This is a genomic window from Brachybacterium sp. AOP25-B2-12, from assembly GCF_052378625.1.
Lineage (GTDB): Bacteria > Actinomycetota > Actinomycetes > Actinomycetales > Dermabacteraceae > Brachybacterium.
The window spans coordinates 220,980-240,885 of the sequence record NZ_JBQSXW010000002.1 but is presented as its reverse complement, the minus strand read 5'-3'; the positions used below and the strand labels follow the sequence as shown (position 1 = coordinate 240,885).

Sequence of the window (19,906 nt, the reverse complement as noted above, 5' to 3'; positions counted from 1 at the left end):
CCCTACCATGGCCGGGACCTTGACACTGCCGGACGAACGGGCCCCCGTGACGATCGAAGACTTCCTCCGCCTGCTGCTGCGCAACGCGCTGCTGCTGATCGTCGTGACGGTGATCGGCGCCGCCGCCGGCTTCGGCTACTCGTACACCAAGGCGGAGGTCTACCAGGCCTCCGCGCTCGGCTTCGTCAGCGGAGCCGCCGGCACCAACACGGACCCGGCCACGGGGACCCAGGGCGAGTACTCCAAGGCCCAGTTCTACCTGCCGCTGTTCCAGACCCGCACCGTCGGCCAGGCGATCGTGGACCGGCTGGGCACCGGCGCCAATCCGGACGCCGTCGCGGGCTCGCTCACGGCCACGCTGGACCCCAACGCCCCGATCATCACCGTCACCGCGACCGCCGGCACCGCCCAGGAGGCCAGCGACATCGCCAACGCCTCCATCGAGGCGGTCGCCGCAGAGGCCGACAGCCTCGAGCCCGGCTCCGGCTCCCAGCTGCGGGCCTACCAGGTGGCCCAGCAGCCCGGCGCCCCCATCGGCCCGGACCGCACGCGCTACGGCGCCGCCGGGGCGGCCGTGGGCCTGGTCATCGCCCTCGGCCTGGCGTGGCTGCGCAACCGCAACGACTCGCGGATCCGCACGGCCGACGACATCCGCACCGCCCTGGCCGTCCCCTCGCTGGGCGTGCTGCCCGACGCCAAGGACTTCGCGCGGCCCAAGAAGGGCCCCCTGCCCGAGCCCCGCAGCTTCCACGCCCGTGAGGCCCTGCGCAAGATCCGCACCAACCTGCGCTACGTCGACGTGGACGAGCCGCCGCGGTCGATCGTCGTCACCTCGACGGCCCCCGGCGAGGGCAAGTCCACCGTCGCCGCGAACCTGGCCCGCGTCATGTCGCGCGCCGGTCAGCGCACCCTCCTCATCGACGCGGACCTCCGGCGGCCCGTCGAGGCCCGCCAGTTCGGGATCGACGGCTCGGTGGGACTGTCCCAGCTGCTGGCCGGCGGCGTCGACCTCGCCGACGTGATCATCGAGGACCCCGCCTCCCGGGTGCGGATCCTCCCGGCGGGGGAGATCCCGCCCAACCCCTCCGAGCTCCTGGGCTCGCGCCGCATGCACGAGCTCGTGGCGGCGCTCAGCGAGGAGTACTTCGTCATCATCGACGCGCCGCCCGTCCTGGCCGTCACCGACGCCCAGCTGCTGGCCCGCCACACCGACGGCGCGATCCTCGTGGCCGTCCCCGGGCGCACCCGCTCCGAGGGCGCCACCCGCGCCGTCGAGGCGATCCGCGGGGTGGGCGGCAAGGTGTTCGGCGTCGTGATGAACCGCGCCCCCCAGGGCCGCCTGACCCGCATGGCCTACGGCGACGCGGAATACGGCTACTCGGCCCAGGGCTACGGCTCGCGCAAGTACGCCTACGGCTACGCCAAGGGGCAGGTCACCGGGCCCGAGGCCGAGGTCGAGGTGGCCGACGACGTCGTGCGCGCCGAGACGCCGCAGTCGGTGCTCCCCGAGCAGTCCGCCCCCGCCCACACCCACACCGGCGATCCGGCTCCGGCTCCGGACGTCGCGCGGGCCGCGGTCGCACCGGCCGCACGCGGCGGCCGCCGCATGCGCCGCGTCGAGGACCCGTCCCCCCAGGAGGGCCAGGGCCGATGATCGACGGTCTCGGAGCGATCATCCCGGTCCACGGACCGATCGCGCCCGTGCTCGACCTCCTGGCGGACCTCGTCGGCGAGGGCACGGCCGAGGAGTCACGGCCCGAGCGGATCCTCCTCGTCGACGACGCCTCCCCGATCCCCGTGGACCCGGCGGACCTGCCCGCGGGCATCGACCTGCTGCGGCGCCCCGTCAACGGCGGCTTCGGCGCCGCCGTGAACACCGGGCTCCTCGAGCTGGGCCTGCCGCTGGCCCTCGTGCTGAACTCCGACCTCCGCACGCCCCCCGGCCTCGCCGCCGAGCTGGTCGCCCACGCGGCCCCCTGGCAGCCCGCGGTCGTCGGCTGCCGCAACGCCTCCCCGGAGGGCCGCTCCGGGTACTCCGCGCGCCTGTTCCCCACCGTCGCCCAGCAGACCACCGAGTGGCTGGTGCCGCTCGCGGGCCTGCGCGGCCACGACCGCCTGCACCGCGCCGTCGGCCACGACCTCGCCGCCGAGCGCGCCCACGGCCTGGTCCCCGTGGACTGGGTCAGCGGTGCCGTGCTGCTGCTGCCCGTCGCCGAGGTGCTCGCAGCCGGCGGCTTCGACGAGGGCTTCGTCATGTACGCCGAGGAGGTGGACCTGGCCCTGCGCCTGCGCGAGCGCGGGGTCCCGGTGCTGCTGGACGCCGACCTCAGCGTGGTCCACCTCGGCGGAGGCTCCTCCGCGGGGGAGGCCGTGCGGCGCCGGCGCCTGGTGGCGGCGCGCCTGCGCTACGCCGCCAAGCACGGCAACCGGCGCGCGCTGGTGACCGCCCTGACCGCCGCGAGCGCCGTCAACCTCGTGTGGAACACGGGGCGCCGCGTGGCCGGTCGCGATGTCGCCCCGCTCGCGGTGGCCCGCGAGGAGCTCACCGCGATCCATCGGCCCGTGCGGACGGGAGAGCTGCGATGACCGCCGTGCGCCCCCGCACGCTGCTGGTCACGCCCGCGTTCCACGACTACGGGCGCAGCATCGGCGAGGCGCTGGGCCGCCAGGGGCACGACGTCGTGACCCTGCGCTACGACGCCTACGACACCCTCGCCCAGAAGCTGCGGCTCAAGGCCACGGTCGAGCTGCCCGAGCAGCTGCCCGCGGCCCTGCGCCGCGGTGCCGCGCCGCGCGACGCCGAGCGCACCCGCCTCACGGACAGGGTGCTCGCCGCCCTGGCCCGCGAGCGTCCGGACCGCGTGCTCGTGATCAAGGGCGATGCCCTCGACGAACGGTTCTGGGACGCCGTCTCGGACCGTCCGGTCGCGCTGTGGCTCTACGACGACCTCCACCGCCACGAGCACACCCCGGAGATCCTGCGGGGCATCGACCTCGTCGCGACGTACTCCCGCAGCGAGGCGGCCCTGCTGTCCTCCGAGCACGGGGTGCGGGCGATGCATCTCCCGCTGGCCTTCGACCCCCATCGCACGCCGGTGGACCTGCGCCGCAGCGGGCTGGTCGCCTTCGTGGGCGCCGGGTATCCGCACCGCGTGCAGGTGCTCACCGAGCTCGCGGCCCGTGGGCTGCCGGTCCACGCCTGGGGCCGCGACTTCTCCCCCCACCCCATCGACCGCCTGCGCACCTGGTCGTGGCGCCGGCCGCCGGTGGCGGGATCCCGGGACGTGAGCCTGGCCGAGTCCTACCGGATCGCGGGGCAGGCCGCTGCGGCCGTCAACATCCACGGCACCCAGACCGATGCCTCGATGCGCACCTTCGAGATCCCCGGCATGGCCGGGGTGCAGCTCGTGGACCGCGACGACGTCGCGGAGTTCTACGACCTGGGCACCGAGGTGGCCGTGTGGCACGACGTCGACGAGCTCACCGCGCTGTGCCGCCGCGCCCTGACCGACACCGCGTGGGCCGATGGCCTGCGCGCCGCGGGACGCTCCCGCACGCTCGCCGAGCACACGTTCGACCACCGCATGAGGACCCTGGAGGCGTCGTGGGACTGAACCATCCCGAGGATCTCGAGCTGTGGCGGCTGTGGCAGGCGGGCCGCCGCCCCGGCCGGCGCGCCCGCCACGCGCTCGGGCACGCCGCCGCCGACGTCCGCGCGCGCGTGCGTCCCGGCGCCGGTGACGGGAACGTCGCGGAGCCCGTACCCGCCTGGACGCTCTCGACGCGGGCAGCGGTCCCGGCGAGCGACGGACACGAGGGCGGGCGGGTGCTCATCGTCCTCGACGCCGCGACCCCCACGGTCCGCGCGAGCCTGCTGACGCCGCTGCCGTACCTGACCGGCCCGGTGCAGGTGCTCGCCCCGGAGGGTCTCCTCGTCCCCGAGGCCGATGGGCCCGGCTGGGAGCACCGCATCGTCAGCGACCTCGGCGCCGTGATCGGCCCCGACACCGTCGACGCGATCGTCAGCATCGGCCAGCACCTCGACACCGGGGAGCGGGTCCACCGCCTGGCACGCGCCCGCTCGATCCCGCAGTACGTGGTCCAGCACGGCGTGCTCACCCCGTTCACCCCGCCGCTGCCCCGCGACGCGATCCTGCTGGCATGGAGCGAGGCCGACGGCCGCTTCTGGAGCGCCGGGCGCCGCGACGTGGGCGTCGCCGACGTGGGCTCCCAGCTGCTCTGGCAGGCCGGGCACGACGCCGGCACGAGGGGCTCCGCGTCCGGGAGCGCGGCGCGCCGGTCACCAGCGACCGATCCCGACGACCGGGCAAGCACGGCCGACCCCGGCGCGCGCCCGGTGTTCCTGGGGCAGATCCACGGCGCGGAGCTGTCGCGGCGCGTCACCGTGGGCGCCGCCATGCGGTTCTGCCGCGAGCACGGCGTCCTGTACCGCCCCCACCCCGCCGAGACCGACCTCGTCTCCCGTGCGATCCACGCCGTGATGCGCCGCCGCGGCATCGAGTTCGCGACCGACGACGTGCCGCTCGCGCAGCTCGACGCGCCCGTCGCCGCCGTGTTCTCCACGGGGATCCTCGAGGCCGCCGCCCGCGGGCTGCCGGCGTGGGCGTACGGTCCCCACGCCCCCGGCTGGGTGCACGAGCTCTGGGACCGCTACGGCATGCGCCGCTACGGCGGGTGCGAGCCCACCCCCGCGCCGCGCCGCCCCGATGCCGAACCCGCCGCGTCGATCGCCCGGGTCCTGGAGGCTCGCCGATGACCGCCCTGGCCGTGATCCCCGCCCGCGGCGGCTCCCAGGGCGTGCCGCGCAAGAACCTGCTGCCGCTGGGCGGGCGCCCCCTGCTCACCTGGACCGTCGCCCAGGCGCGCGCCGCCGACGACGGGGACCTGATCGTCGCCGTCTCGACCGAGGACGCGGAGATCGCCGAGGTCGCCCGCGCCGCCGGTGCCCGGGTGATCGAGCGCCCCGCGGAGCTGGCCCAGGACACCACCCCGACCGAGCCCGTCGTGCTGCACGCGATGGATGTCGTCGAGGCCGAGGGCGCGACGCTGGACGCCGTGCTGCTGCTGCAGGCCACGAGCCCGGTGCGCCGCCCCGACACCATCGGCCGGGCCCTCGCACGGTTCCGGGAGACCGGCGCCGACAGCCTCGTGGGCGTGATCCCCTCGACCCCGTTCTTCTGGCACCTGCCGAGCGCCCCCGGCGCCCCCGCCACCGCGGACTACGACCCTGCGCACCGGCCCCGCCGCCAGGAGCTCACCGCCCAGCAGCTGCACTACTTCGAGAACGGCAGCCTGTACGTCACCGCCCCCGCGATCTATCGCGCGCACGCCAACCGCATCGGTGGGCACACCGAGCTGTTCGTGCTCGACGAGACCGAGGGCATCGACATCGACACCCCCGCCGACGTCGCCGCGGCCGAGGCCATGCTGGTCCGGCTCGGCTGGAGCCTGACATGATCATCGACCGCCAGACCGCCCCCTACCTCGTCGCCGAGGACTTCAGCGTCCTCGAGGCGCTGCGGCGCATCAGCGCCAACCAGTCCCGGGTGGTGTTCCTCGTGGACCCGCACGGCGTGCTCACCGGGTCCCTCACCGACGGGGACGTGCGACGCTGGCTCACGGAGCAGGCCACCCCGGACCTGCAGGCACCGTGCCACGACGCCGCGAATTCCCGGCCCGTGACCGCCGCCGAGGGTGTCCCCGTCGCGCGGATCGCCGCGCTCCTGCGGCCCGGCGTCGACCGGGTCCCGGTGCTCGACGCCCGCGGACGCGTCGTGGCGGTCGCCGCCCCGGCCCCGCGCACCCTCCGGATCGGCCGCCACGCCGTGGGCGCCGAGCACCCGGCGCTCGTGATCGCCGAGATCGGCAACAACCACCAGGGCGACGTGGAGCTGGCCCGTCGCCTCGTGGATCTCAGCGCCGACGCCGGGGCCGATGCCGTGAAGTTCCAGCTCCGCGACCTCGCGGCCCTGTACCGCAAGGGCGGCGCCGGAGGCGCGGGGGAGGACCTCGGCCCCCAGTACACGATGAACCTGCTGGCCAAGTACTCCCTGTCCGTCGAGGACATGTACCGCGTGTTCGACCACTGCGCCGCCCGGGACATCGACGTGCTGTGCACGCCGTGGGACGTGCCCTCGGCCGATGCCCTGCACCGCTACGGGATCCCGGCGTACAAGATCGCCTCAGCGGACCTCACCCATCACGACCTGCTGGCCCACGTCGCGGACCTCGGCAGGCCCATGATCGTCTCGACCGGAATGAGCACCGAGGCCGAGATCACCGGCGCCGTCGAGGTGCTGCGCGAGCACGGGGCGGCCTTCGCGCTGCTGCAGACGCAGTCCACCTACCCCGCGCCCTTCAAGGACGTGAACCTGCGCTACATGGACCGCCTGGCCGAGCTGGGCGACTGCCCCGTGGGCTACTCCGGCCACGAGCGCGGCGGCCACGTGCCCGTGGCCGCCGTCGCGCGCGGGGCCGCGATCATCGAGAAGCACGTGACGGTGGACCGCACCCTGGAGGGCAACGACCACAAGGTCTCCCTGCTGCCCGAGGAGCTGCGCGAGATGGTGCGGCGGATCCGCGACGTCGAGGAGGCGCTGGGCTCGGCAAGCCCCCGCGTGGTCTCCACCGGTGAGCTCATGAACCGCGTGAACCTCGCGACCTCGCTCGTGGCCACGCGCGACCTGCCCTCCGGGCACCGCGTCACCGCCGAGGACGTGGAGGTGCGCAGCCCCGGCCGCGGCCTGCAGCCGGACCGCCGCGACGCCCTGCTGGGCGTGACCCTGCACCGCGACGTGCCCGCCGGGGACTTCTTCTACCCCGGGGACGTCACCGGTGCCGCCCGCGAGCGCCGCACGTACCGCTTCCGCCGGCCCTGGGGGCTGCCGGTGCGATTCCACGACGTGGCCCCGCTGCTGGAGGTCTCCGAGCCCGACTTCCTGGAGTTCCACCAGAGCGCCCGGGACATGGACGTGGACCCCGCCGCGATCTTCGCGCCGGGGGTGCGCCTGCCGCAGTTCCACACCGTCCACGCCCCGGACCTGTACCCCGGGGACTTCCTCATCGACCTCGCGAGCCCGGACGACGCGATCTGGGAGCGCTCGATCCACGAGGTCCAGCGCGTCATCGACATGGCCCGCCGCCTGCGCGAGCACTTCACCACCGAGCAGGACCCGATCGTGATCGTCACGATGGGCGGGTTCCTGCCCGACCGCCACGTGACACCCGCCGAGCGCTACCCGCTGTACGAGAGGGTCCAGCGGGGCCTGGAGCGCCTGGACGAGTCCGGGGTGCGGCTGACCGCCCAGACCCTTCCGCCCTTCCCGTGGCTGATGGGTGGCCAGCAGTACCACAACCTGTTCATGGAGCCCGAGGACACCGCCTGGTTCTGCGAGACCCACGGGCGGCGCCTGACCTTCGACGTGTCCCACTCCAAGCTCGCCGCGACCTTCCACCACCAGCCCTTCAGCGAGTACGTCGACGTCATGGGCCCGTACATCGAGCACCTGCACATCGTGGACGCGACCGGCGTCGACGGCGAGGGGGTGCAGGTGGGCGACGGCGAGGTGGACTTCCGGGACCTCGCCCAGCGGCTGGACCGCCTGGCGCCGCACGCGCCGTTCATCCCGGAGATCTGGCAGGGGCACGTCGACGGCGGGGCCGGGTTCTTCACGGCGTTGGATCGGTTGGAGTCGTGGTTCTGAGGCGTGCGGGCGGGCGTCGGCTCGGCCCCGGGGCCGAGCGGGCCCTGCCGCTCGCGCTGTGGGTCTCCGCGACCTCGGAGGTCGGCGGGGTCGCCCGGCACGTCCTCGACGTCGCCGATGCGGGAGTGCCCGGCTGGCGCCTGGCGGTCCTCTGCCCCGAGGGACCTCTCGCCGAGGAGCTCCGTCGCCGGGGCCACGCCGTCGCGGTCGGGCCCGTGGGCGCGGCCGACGGCATGGCCCGCGCCGTGGGCGCCGTCCGCCGTGCCGTGGCGCGACTGCGCCCCGACCTCGTGCACAGCCACCTCGCCTTTGCGGACCTCGTGGTCCTCGCCGCGACGGTCGGGACCCGGAGGCCCGACGGCCGGCGCCTCGCCCGGGTGAGCACGGAGCACGGGATCGCCGGGGTGCCCGGCCTCTACAACGCAGGACGGGCGCGGGCGCGCATGATGGCCGCCGCGCACCGGCTGCGTCTGGCCCGCACCGACCAGGTCATCGCCGTGAGCGCGTCGACCCGCGAGCAGGTGCTCGCGCAGTGGGGTGACGGGGCACCGATCACGGTGGTCCGCCACGGCATCGAGCCCGGGGACCATCCCGATCCCCGTCCCGGCCTCCGCGTGCTCTCGCTGTCGCGGCTGTCCCCCGAGAAGCGGATCGACGCCGTCATCACGGCGTTCTCCCAGGTGCACGGCGAGCACCCCGAGGCGACGCTGACGATCGCGGGAGACGGCGTGCTGCGCGCGGAGCTCGAGAGCCAGGTCCGACGTGAGGGCCTCGCCGGGGCGGTCACCTTTGGCGGCACGGTCGACGCCCGGACCGCCCTCGCCGAGCACGACGTCGTCGTCCAGCTGTCGCGCTGGGAGAACCTGTCGTACACGGTGCTCGACGCCTGCGCGGCCGGTCTGGGCGTCGTCGCGACGCCGGTCGGGGGCAACCCCGAGATCCTGCCGCCGCAGTGTCTCGTCGACGCCGTGGACACGGCCGCCGTGGCCGGGGCGATCGTGCGCCAGGGGCTCGACCTGCCCCAGCGCCCCCCCACCGGGTCCGTGGGAGGATCGGTGGCACGGATGACCGCGGCGATCGCCGCGGTCTACGCGAGAACGGGGGCCGGCGCATGACCTCGGCACGCGGACCAGCCGCGCGGCGCGTCGCGGACCCCGGTCCCGACCGGGGTGCGGTCACCCACGAGGCACGCCGGCTCGCAGGGTGGATCGGGACGCTCAAGCTTCCCGAGGTCGTGCTGTTCGCCCTCATGTTCACCGATGTCGGACCGATCCTCGGCGGCCACGCGAGCGAGCTGTTCCTGGGCTGTGCCGTGCTGCTGGCCCTGTTCCGGACGCCCGCGCACGACCTGGGCAGGTACCAGATGCTCGTGCCCCTGGCCGGAGCGGCGCTGTTCTACGTCGCCGCCGTGTCGTTCCTGGACCCGCCCGAGGACGGGTCCGCGGACTGGCGGCTGCGCCTGCTGCGCCTCGTGGCGGTGACGATCCTGGTGTTCGTCCTGGCGTCGGGCCGGATCGACCTGCGGTCGGCCGTGGCCGGCGTCGCCCTGGTGTGCGTGGTCAACGTGCCGCTGTTCTATGCCGGGGTGGTCCAGGACAGCTACGGCGGATACCTCACAGGGCTGATCGGCGACAAGAACTTCGCCGGCCTGACCTACGCCGTGGTGGGGCTCCTGTGTGTCGCGCTCGTGCGACGACTTCCCCTGAAGGTGCTCGTGCTCTGCGCCTTCGCGGGTCCGCTGTGGCTCACGGGCTCGCGGACCTCGCTGGCGGGCTATGCGTTGGGGGCGGTCTGGCTCGTGCTGGGTCCTCGGCTCCCGCTCCTGGGCAAGCTGGTCCTGGGCGCCCTGTCCTACGTCGCCGTGCGCCTCACGGCGGAGGACTTCTCGCAGATCGGGGTGTTCTCCGACCGCGCGGGGTCGGATCTGCTGCGCGCACGGATCGACGCGGCCTCGGAGATCAAGGTCCACGAGGCCGGGTTCTTCGGCGACGGCCTGGGCAGCGCGTTCGTGGTGATCGAACCCGACCGATGGTTCTTCCACAACTCCTACTGGACCGCCCTGGTCGAGGGCGGGTGGCCCTGGCTCGGGGCCATCCTGATCCTCACGGTGGTCGCCCTGCTGCACCCGCTGCGACCGCGCACGGGAGCACCCCTGGGGATCGCGATGGGCCTGGGCGTCGTGCTGCTCGTGACGGGCGAGCGCATGGGCGAGGTGTTCTACACCCTCCCGTGGGCGCTCGCGGTCGCCTACGGGCTCCAGACGCTCCTGCGCGCCCGCGACGGGGATCCCACCCCCGGCTCGCTCTCGGTCGTCGCGCCGGACACGCCCGACCAGGTGCTCGGGGCGCACGCGCGCGGGGGGACCCGATGACCCGCGACGGCGCGATGCCCGGAGCGCGGGAGGCCGCCGATCCCGAGGTGTCCGTCATCATCTGCGTCCGAGACGGGGAGGCGGTCATCGGGCGCCAGCTCGCCGCGCTCGACGCGCAGGTCGAGCATCCGCGTTTCGAGGTGATCGTCGTCGACAACGGATCCCGGGACGCGACGTCCGAGGTCGTGCGCCGATGGATCCGGGCGGAGGGCCATGCGGCGGCATCGGCCGTGCTGGTCCCCGGTGGCCGCGCACCCAGCATCCCGCGGGCGCGCAATCTCGGCGGGCTCCGTGCCCGGGGAAGGGTCCTCGCGTTCTGCGACGCCGACGACGAGGTGGATCCGCGGTGGGTGGGGGCGCTCGCGCGAGCCTGCTCCGACGACGCCCTCGTGGGTGGGAGGCTCCAGGCCATCCGCCCCGACGGCTCGCCGTCCCCGGACGACTTCGACCAGGGCCTGGCGCGGACCACCTACCTGCCGCACGTCATCACCGCCAACTGCGCGCTGCCCCGAGAGCTCTTCCTGGCGGTCGGCGGCTTCGACGAGTCGCTCCCGGCGTACGGCGTCGAGGACGTCGACTTCTCCTGGCGCATCCAGGAGGCCGGGCACCGGCTCGTCTTCGCCCCCGAGGCCTCGGTGCGCTTCCACCTCAGCGGCCGATCGGCCTCCGTCCGCAAGCGGTTCCGGCTCGGCATGGGCCGGATCCTCATGGCCGACCGCTACCCGGCCTACGACGCGCGCCCCTACGGTCTGCGCCTGTGCGCAGGGGACATCGCGACCGATGCGCGCGCGCTCGTGGCGACCTCGATCCGCCGCGGCCGTGTCGATCCGGCGACGGCATCGCTGCTGGTCGCCTCGCTCGGGAGAGCCGTGGGCCGGGTGCGGTACCGCCGCGGGGTCCCCCGGCGTCTGCTGGCGCGCGATGCCTCGGACGGGAGCACGGCCGCACGACGTCCGGGGGGCGATGCGGCGCGCGGTACCGGGCCGTCCCGGATCGCGATCGCGGCGAACAATGCCGAGATCGGCGGCGGCGAGGTGATGCTGCTGCACATCGCCCGGGCACTGCGGTCCCTCGGGATCTCCGTGCTCGTGCTCGGCCCGCGCGCCGAAGGCGGCATCGTGGACGCCGCCGCGGACGAGGGCTTCGCGGTGACGGCGCTGGCCGGACCGGGGCGACGCGCCTACCTGCTGTCCCTGGCACGGTGGCGCCTGCGGCACCGGCGGATCCCCCTGTGGTGCAACGGCCTGGTGCCCGCCCTGGCCACCACGGCCCTCGGCCCCCGCCTGATGCACCTGCACCTGGTGCCCACGGGCAGCCGTCGACCGGCCGCCCGGCTCGCGCGACGCGGTGCTCGCGCGGTGCTCGTCCCCTCGGTGTTCATGGCGACCGAGGTCGACGGCGCCACCGTGCTGGAGAACTGGACGGACGATCTCGGTGCACCCGCACGGCGCGGGGGTGCCGCCCGGGACGCGGGCGTGCTGCGGCTCGGATTCCTGGGACGCACGACGGTGGACAAGGGCATCGGGGTGCTCGCGGAGGCCGTCGCCCGCGTGCTGGAGCACCGACCCGGAGCCGTGCGGCTCGTCCTCGCGGGGGAGCCGCGGTTCGGGGACGACGACGACGCCCGCGCCCTGGCACGATGCGTCGAGCTGCTCGGCGACGCCGTGGACCTGATCGGGTGGACCAGCCGGGAGGACTTCTTCGAGAGCATCGACCTCGCCGTCTTCCCCTCCGTGTTCGAGGAGCCCTTCGGCCTCGTCGCCGCCGAGGCCATGTCCGCCCGCGTGCCCTTCGTGGTCTCCGATGCCGGGGCGCTGCCCGAGGTCGTCGGACCCCTGCATCCGTGGGTCGCCCGCCGCGGGGACGCCGACGACCTCGCGCGGGTCATCGAGCAGGCGATCGATGCGGGACCCGAGGAGCGGCAGGCGGTGGTCGACGTCGCGCGGCGCCGTTGGGAGGCGCGGTACAGCGCCGACGCGGGGACCCGCCGGGTGCGCGACCTCCTCGCGACGCTCGACGGTCCGGGCGGCGTGGACGGGGCGATGCGCCCGTGAAGGTCGCCATCGCCCACGACTACCTCACCCAGCGCGGCGGCGCCGAACGGGTGGTGCTGTCGCTGTGCCGCGCCTTCCCCGAGGCGGAGGTCCACACGCTCTTCCACGCACCCGAGCAGACGTTCCCCGAGTTCGGTGACCGCGTGATCCGCACGGGGCCGCTGAACGGCATCGTCGTGCTGCGCCGCGACCCCCGCCGGGCGCTGCCATTGCTGCGGGCGGCCTCGTCCCGGATGCGGATCGACGCGGACGTCGTCGTCGCGTCCTCGTCGGGCTGGGCGCATGCCTTCCCCACGAGGGGTCGGCGTCTCGTGTACTGCCATTCCCCGGCGCGGTGGCTGTATCTGCCCGAGGACTACCTGGGCGCGGCGGGACCGCTGGCCGTCAAGCGGCTCGCCCTCGGTGCTCTGGGCCCGTCGTTGCGGCGCTGGGACCGCCAGGCCGCCCACGCGGCCGATGCCTACCTGGCGAACTCCAGCGTGGTCCGGGATCGGATCGCCGATGTCTACGGGATCGCCGCGCAGACGCTGTTCCCGCCGTTCAATCCCGAGGTGGCGCTCGGGGATCGGCAGCCCGTCGACCAGCTCGGGCCGGGTGGTCATCACCTGATGGTGGCGCGGCTGCAGCCGTACAAGGGGATCGACGCGGTGCTCCGGGCCTTCGCCGACCTGCCCGACGAGCGCCTGGTCGTGGTGGGGCGTGGCCCCGAGAAGGACCGGCTGCGGGCGATCGCACCGCGCAATGCGATGTTCGTGTCGGACCTGACGGATGCCCAACTGCGATGGACGTACGCGGGAGCACGGGCTCTCATCGCCGCCGGACGTGAGGACTTCGGCCTCACCCCCCTGGAGGCGGGAGCGCACGGCGTCCCGACCTACGCGCTCCGGGCGGGCGGCTACCTCGACAGCGTCCGCGAGGGCGTCACGGGTCTGTTCTTCGAGGCCTCGACCCCGGAGGCGATCGCCGACGCGGTGCAGGAGGGCGGGCGGCGCATCTGGGACCCGGCGAGGATCCGGGCCGAGGTGGAGAGCTTCTCGCAGGAGCGGTTCGTGCAGCGGATCCGCACCGAGGTCCAGGTGCTGGGACGCAGCGCATCCTCCGCCTGACCGCATCCTCCGACCGCCCCGTCCCCGTCCGCGCAGCGCGTGCGGATGCCGCACTCCCGCGCCCCGCAGACAGGACCCGAGATGACCGCCCCTGACACCCCGCGAGCCACGTCGGCCGCGGAGGAGCCGACCGACGGTCCCCGCGGGCGTCGCCGCGCCTTCACCGTCCCCGTGCTGTCCGCTCTGGCCGCCGTGGTGGTCCACTGCCTCGGCGTGGCTCTCGCGGGCCGCTTCCCCTTCGGTCCCCACGGGCGGGACATCGCCGATCTCGGCGCGCAGTTCGTCCCGTTCCACGCCCTGTTCGCCCGCGCGCTGCGCGGTGAGGACCCGACCACCACCGCCACCTTCACCTGGGCCGTCGGCAACGGAACCCCGTTCATCGGCGACTACGCGACGTATCTCGCCAGCCCCTTCGCGCTGATCGCGGTCCCCTTCGGCCCCGAGCACGCCTCGATGGCCCTGTTCGTCATCGCGTGCGCCAAGCTCGCGGCGGGTGCGGCGATGATGGCGTTCTTCCTCCTGAGCGTGATGCCGCCCCGGTCCAGCGCGTTCCTGCCCTGGTGGGCGGGACTGCTGGGGCTGTCCTGGGCGACCTGCGGCTGGGCGATCGACGACGGCACGTGGCTGCCGATGTGGCTCGACGTGCTGTGGTGCCTGCCGCTGCTGCTCCTGGTGGTCGAGCAGGTCCTCCGCGGGCGGAGACTGGTCCTCGGCTGCGTGGCCGTGGCCCTGGTCTGGTGGTCGAACTACTACATGGCCTACATGGCGAGCATCTTCGCCACGCTCTACCTCGTGGCGCGCCTCGTCGAGCTGCGGCCGACCGGGCGGGAGGTGCTGCGACGGCTCGGCGGATTCCTCCTGAGAGCGGCCCTCGGCGCCGCACTGGCCGCCGTGCTGCTGGTCCCGGCATTCCTGGCGGTCGGCAACGCCACCCCGTGGGACGAGGGCGCCTTCGTGCGCAAGCCGTGGAGCCTCGTCGTGGGCCGGTTCCTGCCGATGACGGCAGGCGCCTTCGCCGCCCCCGGGCTGTTCATCGGTGTCGCCGCGCTCCTGGCCGCCGCGGTCCAGCCCCTGGGCCGCCACATCTCCTGGACCCAGCGCCTCCTCTGGCCCGCGGGCGCGCTCGCCCTGCTGCTGTCCCTCCAGCTCCCGGCGACCCAGCTGGCCTGGCATGCCTTCGCCCTGCCCCACGGGGGCACCTTCCGTGAGGCGTTCGTCGTGTGCGCTTGGCTGATCCTCATGGCCTGGCGATCGATGGGCGCACCCTGGACGCGGCTGCAGACGGGCATCGCCCTCGGCGCCGGACTCGCGCTCCTGGCGGTGTCGCGGATCGGGACGGCCGCGACGGTCGTGCCCGTGGACGGGGTGCTGGTGGTTGCCGTCTCGGTGCTGGTCCTCGGGATCGCCGCAGGGTGTGCCCGTCGGCTGCCCCGCATCGCGCTCGCTGCGACGGTCGCCGTGGTGGTCCTGGGCAGCATCGCCAACGTCCTCGGCATGGAGAGGGGCAAGCAGGACTGGGAGTCGTATCCCACCGTCGCCGGCGCAGCCGGTGACTCTTCGGGATCCGCGTCCTGGCCCACCTATCGCACCACGGCCGGTGCGCAGGTGCGAGCGAACGACGGAGCGGTGACCGGGCGCGTCGGGAGCTCCTACTACTCCAGCCTCACGCCTGCCGAGAGCGCGACCATGCTCGCGGCGCTCGACCTGGGTTGGACCAGCTTCGGACGCGGGACCTCGGACCCCGCCGACCCGGTGGGGGCTTCGCTGATGGGTGCTGAGAGACTGCAGGCCCGATACCCGGAGGTCGCCGTGTACCCGCTGGTCCGGACCGTCCCGTCGGCCCTGCAGACCCCGTCCGACGGACGGCCGGGCGGCACCGACGGCGCAGCGGACCCGTCAGGAGACGACGCCATGGCCATCGCGGACGGCTCGGCGTTCGCATCACGTCGCAACGCCGTGGCCGGGGCCGAGGTGTACCGGGCCGTCGACACCCAGGTGCGCACGGGATCCCCGGACGGCCCCCTGCTGGCCGTCCCTCCGAGCGGGCTCGAAGTGGATCCCGGGCAGGTGTACGTGCTGACGGCGTCGTGTCGGCCGGGTGACCTCGTGCAGGTGTTCTCCCCGGCGCTGTCCGGCCGCGTGAGCACCGCGGACCAGGCCGCGACGATGGACGGCGTGCGGGAGGAGGGGGTCGTGGCGACGCGGGCCGAGCCGGCGACCCTGGGCGTCACCGACGATGGCAGGGTCGAGGCGCAGGTCGTGCCGTCCGGCGCGTCGCTGCTCGCGGACGCATCCGTGGCGTGCGTGGACCTCGGCGCGCTGCGCGCCGCCGTGCAGGACGCGGAACGTCCCACCGAGCTGAGGATCCGGGGCGGGCGCGTCGAGGCGCAGTGGGACCGCCCCGTCTCCGGGACCACGGTCATCGCCGTTCCCGCGTACCGCGGGTGGTCGTGCACGGCCGATGAGCGGGCGACGCCGGTCCGTGACGTCAGCGGCATGCTCGCCGTGCGCACGGAATCCGTGCAGCGACTGACCTGCCGGTACTCGCCCCCGGGACTGACCGCAGGGCTGGTGGTCTCTCTCTCGAGCCTGACCTGCCTCGTGACCTTCGGCATCCGCTCCCGCTCACGCGCCCGACGGTCCGTGACCGTCACCTGGGGAGGCACGATCCACCGAGGCCGTGTGCCCGGTCGAGGGCGGGCCGATTCCCCGCCGTGAGCAGCCGTGGGGCCGGGTCGTGGGGGCACCGGGTCCGACAGCTCACGCCGTGGGCAGCTCGGCGACCACCGTCCACGAGGGGTCGAAGCGCTGGGCGTCCTCGGTGCCGTCGGCGTGCCGGAAGTGGAAGGGCGGGGCGACGCAGGTGCGGAGGTCCCCGAGCGCCGCCCCGAGATGCGCACCCCAGAACGAGAACGTGGAATTCGCCAGGATCAGCGTCCGGGCCACCGACAGCGCCGCGAGGTCGTCGAAGAGGTCCCGACGATCCAGCGTGGCGACGGTGCCGGGCACCATCGGCGCGACGTGCTCGAGGCACCAGGCGGGATCGTCGGAGACGAGGACGTGGTGCGCGGCGGGTTCCGTCAGCTCGAGCGCCGCGCGGACGAAGCCCGGCACGTCCATGCCGTACATCGCCTCGAGCTCGGGGACGCGGTAGTAGTCACCGCGCCGTACGTTGATCACGCAGGTGCCCTCGGGGATCTGCGCACGTGCCCGTGCGCGTCGCGCCCGGAACGAGGGGGACGAGGCCACGAGCGCTCGGCAGAAGCCGTCGAGCTCCTGCCGCGAGAAGTGGACGCCGATCAGGTCGTACCGGTCGCCCAGCCACTGGGTCAGCAGCCGGGGCACGTCCTGCTTGCGGGTCGACAGGTGCTCCAGCAGGGGGAACTCGGCGGGCCATTCCGCGAAGTTATCCTGCAGGAGGATCCGACAGGGGTGCCTCGGGGCATCGAGCGTCCACGCGCGCAGCCAGTAGTACAGGGCGTTGCCCCCGCGCGTATTGGGGGAGGTGATCTGCACCTGGGGTGCGCCGAGGAGGCGGCCGACCGGCGCGAGCACGTGGTCGCGCAGGGCGCCCACCATCCGGTGCCTGTCGATGCTCATGGCCCTGTCCGTCCTCGGTGCTCGGCGCCCGGGCGCCCGTCCACTGTCGGGGCGGGGTCATCGAAGAGGTGGTCCCAGTCCTCCTCGCGCCGCGCGCGCAGGCCTGCGCTCTGCAGGATGCGGGAGGCGACGCGGTCCCAGGTGAAGAGCGGGGCGAGCTCGCGACCGGCGGCGCCGAGCGCTCGGGCCCGCTCGGGGTCGGCGAGGTGCAGCATCGCCGCGGCGAGGGCGTCGAGGTCATCGGGACGGGCCACCACACCACCGGGCCCGATCATGTCGGGCGCCCCGCACCCGGAGGCCCCGATTCTGGGGATCCCGACGGCGGCCGCCTCGAGGAAGGCGATCCCCGCCGCCTCGAAGGCCGTCGGGACCACGAGGCAGGTGGCGCGGGCGTAGAGCGCGGCGAGGAGCTCCTGTGCGGAGGCGTCCGTGAGGTCCAGGAAACCGTGGCCGGTCACCCCGGGCCGGTCGACGGCGGGGTGGTGCCCGACGAGGTCCAGACGGGCGTGGGGGAGGACCTCGTGGACGGATGCGAAGGCCGCCAGGAGCACGGGTCCGTTCTTCTGCTCCCAGTTCTTGCCGACGAACAGGTACCGGGGCGACGACCAGTCACGCCCGGCGAGCACCGGGAGCCCGCTGATCCCGACCCCCACGGCGTGGACCCGGTCCTCGGGTACCTGCAGGTCCTCGCGGACCGAACGGGCCGTCCAGGGCGTCGCGGTCGTCGCGGCGCGGGCATGCAGGAGCGCGCGGGTCTGCGCCCGGAGCCGGGAGCGGACCGTGGACGGCGCCAGCCCGCGCCAGTCCGGGGCATCGCGCTGCAGCACCTGGGGGATCGTGAGGTCGTCGAACGTGACCGTGGCCGCTCCGGCCACCTCGAAGGCGGAGCCGATCTGGATCACGAGGTCCACGGGCCCCGTCCGGTGCAGGGCCCGTGCCGCCACCCGGGAGCTCCACCACCGGTACCGGCGGGTGTTGCGGGTCCGTGCGACGGCGGCGTCCAGCGCCGAGCGCAGGTGCGGCGTCCGACGCAGCTGCCGCGGGACGGCAGGCAGCGACAACACCTGCAGCACGCGCTTCTCGAGGACGGGCCGGGGGCTCGCCGACACGCCGATGACCTCGTGGCCCGCTGCGCGCAGCCCGCCGATGATGCCCGCGGGGGTGCCGGACCACGTCGCCCGGGACTCGGGATCGCCGTGGGCGGCCACGACGATCCGCAGGGGACGATCTGCCGTGGGGAGGGGGCCGTCGGTGACCGCGCTCATCGGTAGCCCCGCGTCCTGACCAGCAGGCGCCGATCGCGCAGCACGTGCGCGCGGTGCTTGATCTCCAGCGGCTCGGTGACCTCGGCCAGGAGCTCCGTCCACCGCAGGGCGTAGCCGGGGCGTTCCCCGTACGTGTCCCCCGGTGTCCGGCGCAGGGCCTCGGCATGTGCGTCGAGACGGGCGTCGACCTCGTGCATCCATTCGGCGGTCAGGGAGGTGCGTGCCCGGCAGATGAAGGCGCCCTGTCCGGTGAGGAGGCTGGAGCGGTCCCGCAGGGCATCGCCGAAGGGCTCGGGCCGGGGGATCAGGGTATGGACGATCTCGGGGTAGCCGGCCAGCCAGATCCCCTGGCGCTCGACCTGCTCGAGCACGGGCAGCCACGCACCGATCGGCCGCTTGACGTCGGTGTACGCCCCACCGTGGTGGTGCAGGAGGTAGGCGCGCAGGTAGTCGGACCGATGGACCAGGGTGAGGTCCTCGAAGCGCGGATGCAGGGGATGGTCCGGGAGGATCCATCGGTCGATGGTCGCGGGTGTCACGAGACGGACCTCGAGGCCGCGCTGGACCTCGCGGAGGTGGGCGAGCGAGGCGGTGCGCGTGGGGGACATGGGGTTCTCGCCGGTCCACAGCACCCACAGCACGCGGGGGATCGGTGCGGTGGCGGCGCCCGGGTCCCCCGGCTCGTCATGCCGGAGGAAGCTCTCCGCGACGAGCTCGGGCGGAAGGGACAGATCCTGCCGCCGCTGACGCGCCTCCCGGAGGAACTCCACGTGGCGCAGGTGCAGGTGACGGAACTTCCAGGCGAGGAACGCCCTGTGCTTGGCCTGCCGCGCAAGGGCGAGGAGCGTGGAGCGGGCGGTCACGGCAGACGCACCGTCCAGGACCGCTCGCTGGGCGGCAGCACACCGTCGTCCACGATCGAGCTGTCTCCCACGAGCTGGCTGCGGTAGTGCTCCATGAGGGCACGCTTGACCGCGGTGTCCACGGCGCGGACCCGCTCGTCCAGGGGACCCAGGCGCGCGGAGAGCTCCTCGACGGCACCGGTCGCGTCCTGGGAGAGCAGGTACGGGTAGTCCTCGTAGAACTCGACCTCCACCGTCCGCCCGGGTGCCTCAGGGGTTGCCCGGATGAGGTGCTCGAGGTGGTCGAGCACGGTGTCGCGGACCCACAGGTGGTCGCCGTTGACGGTGCGGGCGCTGCCCACCGTGAGGTTGCGGTGACGTCGCCGGGCGGCGTCGAAGAGCTTCTTGCCGGGGGCCCCGACGATCCGCTTGACGACGCGGGTCCATCGTCTGCCGGGCGGCGGCGCCGGGATCGTGCGGAAGGGCACCCCGGCACCCGCGGGCATGCAGACGAGAGGCTCGTGTGCCGCCGAGAGCCAGGCCTCGAGCTCCGCGTCGAGCACGGCGGCGTCCTGTGCGGTGCGGGGACCCGTGAGATAGGGCGCCTCGAGCAGGGGAAGGCGTCTGAGCGCGTGCTGCGTCCCGGCGAACGCCGCGTCATCCTCCTGCCGACGGGCCTCGACGGCGTGGTCGGAGTCCCGGAAGCCGCACTGCTGGTCCCAGGACCGGACGACGGGCGGGCTGGGGGCGCCCGCGAGCACGGTCAGCACCGTCGCGTGGGGATGCTCGGCCAGGACCGCGCTCGCCGAGTACGCGGCGTCGTCGGGATGGGGTGCGACGACGAGGACGTCGCGCGCGGAGGGCGTGACCTGCATGGGAGCATTCTGCCCCGGGCGACGTGCCCTGCGCTGTCGCGGGGCGCGCGAAGAGGGTCCAGGATCGCG

General features: G+C 74.2%; 15 protein-coding genes. 11 read left to right on the top strand and 4 right to left on the bottom strand.

Annotated features, from left to right (window positions below):
* Positions 1 to 19 precede the first annotated feature (19 nt).
* The 11 genes from ACT3TZ_RS02710 to ACT3TZ_RS02660 all read left to right on the top strand — a co-directional run bounded on the left by ACT3TZ_RS02710 (position 20) and on the right by ACT3TZ_RS02660 (position 15,973).
* Complete coding sequence (locus ACT3TZ_RS02710) at positions 20 to 1,654, top strand: polysaccharide biosynthesis tyrosine autokinase (RefSeq protein ID WP_444581855.1); 1,635 nt, start codon at positions 20 to 22, stop codon at positions 1,652 to 1,654.
* Complete coding sequence (locus tag ACT3TZ_RS02705) at positions 1,651 to 2,586, top strand: glycosyltransferase family 2 protein (RefSeq protein ID WP_444581854.1); 936 nt, start codon at positions 1,651 to 1,653, stop codon at positions 2,584 to 2,586. Before ACT3TZ_RS02710 ends, ACT3TZ_RS02705 begins: the two co-directional genes overlap by 4 nt.
* Positions 2,583 to 3,614 (top strand): CgeB family protein, encoded by a 1,032-nt coding sequence (locus tag ACT3TZ_RS02700; RefSeq protein ID WP_444581853.1) that lies wholly within the window; start codon positions 2,583 to 2,585, stop codon positions 3,612 to 3,614. The genes ACT3TZ_RS02705 and ACT3TZ_RS02700 overlap by 4 nt, the downstream gene beginning before the upstream one ends.
* Positions 3,605 to 4,777: a hypothetical protein gene (locus ACT3TZ_RS02695; RefSeq protein WP_444581852.1), complete on the top strand. Its 1,173-nt coding sequence runs from the start codon at positions 3,605 to 3,607 to the stop codon at positions 4,775 to 4,777. The genes ACT3TZ_RS02700 and ACT3TZ_RS02695 overlap by 10 nt, the downstream gene beginning before the upstream one ends.
* Positions 4,774 to 5,478: an acylneuraminate cytidylyltransferase family protein gene (locus ACT3TZ_RS02690; RefSeq protein WP_444581851.1), complete on the top strand. Its 705-nt coding sequence runs from the start codon at positions 4,774 to 4,776 to the stop codon at positions 5,476 to 5,478. Before ACT3TZ_RS02695 ends, ACT3TZ_RS02690 begins: the two co-directional genes overlap by 4 nt.
* Positions 5,475 to 7,724: an N-acetylneuraminate synthase family protein gene (locus ACT3TZ_RS02685; protein ID WP_444581850.1), complete on the top strand. Its 2,250-nt coding sequence runs from the start codon at positions 5,475 to 5,477 to the stop codon at positions 7,722 to 7,724. Before ACT3TZ_RS02690 ends, ACT3TZ_RS02685 begins: the two co-directional genes overlap by 4 nt.
* Positions 7,715 to 8,839 (top strand): glycosyltransferase family 4 protein, encoded by a 1,125-nt coding sequence (locus tag ACT3TZ_RS02680; protein WP_444581849.1) that lies wholly within the window; start codon positions 7,715 to 7,717, stop codon positions 8,837 to 8,839. The genes ACT3TZ_RS02685 and ACT3TZ_RS02680 overlap by 10 nt, the downstream gene beginning before the upstream one ends.
* Entirely contained in the window at positions 8,836 to 10,095 is a 1,260-nt protein-coding gene (locus tag ACT3TZ_RS02675; RefSeq protein WP_444581848.1) for an ABC transporter permease, read from the top strand. The genes ACT3TZ_RS02680 and ACT3TZ_RS02675 overlap by 4 nt, the downstream gene beginning before the upstream one ends.
* Entirely contained in the window at positions 10,092 to 12,149 is a 2,058-nt protein-coding gene (locus tag ACT3TZ_RS02670) for a glycosyltransferase (protein ID WP_444581847.1), read from the top strand. The genes ACT3TZ_RS02675 and ACT3TZ_RS02670 overlap by 4 nt, the downstream gene beginning before the upstream one ends.
* Positions 12,146 to 13,255, top strand: a complete 1,110-nt coding sequence (locus ACT3TZ_RS02665) for a glycosyltransferase (RefSeq protein ID WP_444581846.1) — start codon at positions 12,146 to 12,148, stop codon at positions 13,253 to 13,255. Before ACT3TZ_RS02670 ends, ACT3TZ_RS02665 begins: the two co-directional genes overlap by 4 nt.
* 81 nt (positions 13,256 to 13,336) lie before the next feature.
* Entirely contained in the window at positions 13,337 to 15,973 is a 2,637-nt protein-coding gene (locus ACT3TZ_RS02660; protein ID WP_444581845.1) for a YfhO family protein, read from the top strand.
* A gap of 42 nt (positions 15,974 to 16,015) precedes the next feature.
* Here ACT3TZ_RS02660 and ACT3TZ_RS02655 read toward each other — a convergent pair whose 3' ends face one another.
* Genes ACT3TZ_RS02655 through ACT3TZ_RS02640 form a run of 4 tightly spaced genes read right to left on the bottom strand, consistent with a single transcriptional unit; the run spans position 16,016 to position 19,837 of the window.
* Entirely contained in the window at positions 16,016 to 16,855 is an 840-nt protein-coding gene (locus tag ACT3TZ_RS02655; RefSeq protein WP_444581844.1) for an alpha-1,2-fucosyltransferase, read from the bottom strand.
* The gene (locus tag ACT3TZ_RS02650) at positions 16,852 to 18,120 is read right to left on the bottom strand and encodes a glycosyltransferase family 4 protein (RefSeq protein WP_444581843.1); all 1,269 of its coding nucleotides are present in this window, start codon (positions 18,118 to 18,120) and stop codon (positions 16,852 to 16,854) included. The genes ACT3TZ_RS02655 and ACT3TZ_RS02650 overlap by 4 nt, the downstream gene beginning before the upstream one ends.
* On the bottom strand, positions 18,117 to 18,983 hold the full coding sequence (locus ACT3TZ_RS02645; RefSeq protein ID WP_444581842.1) for a hypothetical protein: 867 nt from the start codon (positions 18,981 to 18,983) through the stop codon (positions 18,117 to 18,119). Before ACT3TZ_RS02645 ends, ACT3TZ_RS02650 begins: the two co-directional genes overlap by 4 nt.
* Positions 18,980 to 19,837 carry a hypothetical protein gene (locus ACT3TZ_RS02640; protein ID WP_444581841.1) on the bottom strand — a complete coding sequence of 286 codons (858 nt, stop codon included), beginning with the start codon at positions 19,835 to 19,837 and terminating at the stop codon, positions 18,980 to 18,982. The genes ACT3TZ_RS02645 and ACT3TZ_RS02640 overlap by 4 nt, the downstream gene beginning before the upstream one ends.
* Positions 19,838 to 19,906: the final 69 nt, after the last annotated feature.